Source organism: Ruegeria sp. R14_0, assembly GCF_017743975.1.
Classification (GTDB): domain Bacteria; phylum Pseudomonadota; class Alphaproteobacteria; order Rhodobacterales; family Rhodobacteraceae; genus Ruegeria.
In genome coordinates this window covers 1-1,420 of record NZ_JAGHRC010000025.1, presented here as the reverse complement: position 1 = coordinate 1,420, position 1,420 = coordinate 1, and the positions used below count along the sequence as shown (strand labels likewise).

At 63.8% G+C, this 1,420-nt stretch carries 2 protein-coding genes and 1 pseudogene; all 3 read right to left on the bottom strand.

Annotation, left to right across the window (positions count from 1 at the left end; translation table 11 throughout):
• Window positions 1-85: 85 nt before the first annotated feature.
• Window positions 86-382, bottom strand: coding sequence for a hypothetical protein (locus J7416_RS22570; protein WP_009804229.1), 297 nt, complete (start codon window positions 380-382; stop codon window positions 86-88).
• A gap of 116 nt (window positions 383-498) precedes the next feature.
• Window positions 499-879 carry a DUF3768 domain-containing protein gene (locus tag J7416_RS22565; RefSeq protein WP_009804228.1) on the bottom strand — a complete coding sequence of 127 codons (381 nt, stop codon included), beginning with the start codon at window positions 877-879 and terminating at the stop codon, window positions 499-501.
• A 126-nt stretch (window positions 880-1,005) separates the two neighbouring features.
• Window positions 1,006-1,420, bottom strand: a pseudogene (locus tag J7416_RS22560) (chromosome partitioning protein ParB); the annotation flags it as partial.

Below are 1,420 nucleotides of genomic sequence, written 5' to 3'. Positions count from 1 at the left end.
GTCATATCTTCGGTCCTTTGGAATTGAGGGAGGGTGAGGGCGACCGTCTTGCAGGCCGCGCCCCGGAGGTTTCCTTTGGGGGGCTTCAGGCCGCAGCGTCGCCGCGTTTCTCAGCCGTCCGGTCAACCAGGTTGAAATACAAATTCTCGGTCGCGCGCTTGAACCCCGGCGGTTTGCGCGGAGCGAGGCAGCGCACCGAGGCGCTGCAGCTCTCGCCGTGCTCCATCGCGAACTGCGTCACTTGGTCGATCAGATCATCCATGCCCGCGGCCTCGATGCGCTTTTCGGGGTAGTTCGCCAGCATCTGGAACTGGGTGACGACGAAGGCGCCATCGCGATGTGCGGGATAGAGGGTGATCTGGTAGTCGAGTGTCTTGGCCATCTCTGGTCTCCTGCGGCAGGCCGGACACGATCATCGCGCCCCTTGGAACCCGCCAGCCCGAAAGGACCGCCCTTTGTGCAAGGGCGATCCGTGGCGATGTCGGTGAAAAAGGGGCGTCAGTATTCCGACGGCAGAAGCAGGGTCAGGACCCGGCGCGTCTGATCAGGATCGGAGGGCTCAGGCGAGCCATAGGTGTAGTCGACGTCGTACAGGTCGATCTTGAACCAGACCTTCGTGCCGTCGAGGTCGATGACGCCCATCTCGTGCCATCCTTGCGGGTCGCTGTCAGCGTTGAACGCGTCAAATGAAGCCACGCTGCGGGTGAGAGCAAGCTGGGCATCGGGCCCAAGCGCTGCAACGCCACGGGTCATCACGAACTGGCCCTGCGGGGCATCGGTGACGAGGATATTGCCAAGGATAGAGCGACGAAAGGCGTCATTCTGCGAAGCGACGAGTGCGGCTTCCTTAACGGGATCGAGGTCAAGTGTGGTGGTCATGGGATATCTCCGGGACGGGCCCGCCGATCCGATATCGGCTGTTGGTAACCCGTCAGCCGGAAAGGGCCGCCCTCGATGTGAGGACGGCCCAAGGCTCATGTCGTGATCAGGTCAGCGTGCGGCTCGTCAAGCCGCATCCTCGCTGAGGAAGGCGGGCAAGGACGACGGTTCATCGCTCTCGGCGTCGCTCAGAGAATCTTCGGCGGACACATCCCCCTCCTCGGTCTCCGGCGCTTCGCCTGCCATGTCGGCAACAGCCTCCGCCGCACCGGCAAACACCATCCCGTCGGGCAGCCAGCGCGTCGTCCTGACAACCGTTGCGGCGTCGAACCCTTCCGTCTCGCCGGCCGTTTCCGCGAAGGCCCGCTCCATCGCGGCCGCGATATCGCCCTTACGCTCGCGATTGCGATCTTCGGCGTAATCGTCGCCAATGAGCTTGCGCGCGGTAGCGACCGCATGCCCCTTGTTGACCCGACCCCAGTAATTCTGAGCAGTCGGGCGCCAGCAGGCCGCCACATCGACGTCAAGACGCGCGCCGATC

Coding starts and splice junctions, on each gene's coding strand:
- J7416_RS22565 (WP_009804228.1), bottom strand. CDS start 879: ATGACCACCACACTTGACCTCGATCCCGTTAAGGAAGCCGCACTCGTC.
- J7416_RS22570 (WP_009804229.1), bottom strand. CDS start 382: ATGGCCAAGACACTCGACTACCAGATCACCCTCTATCCCGCACATCGC.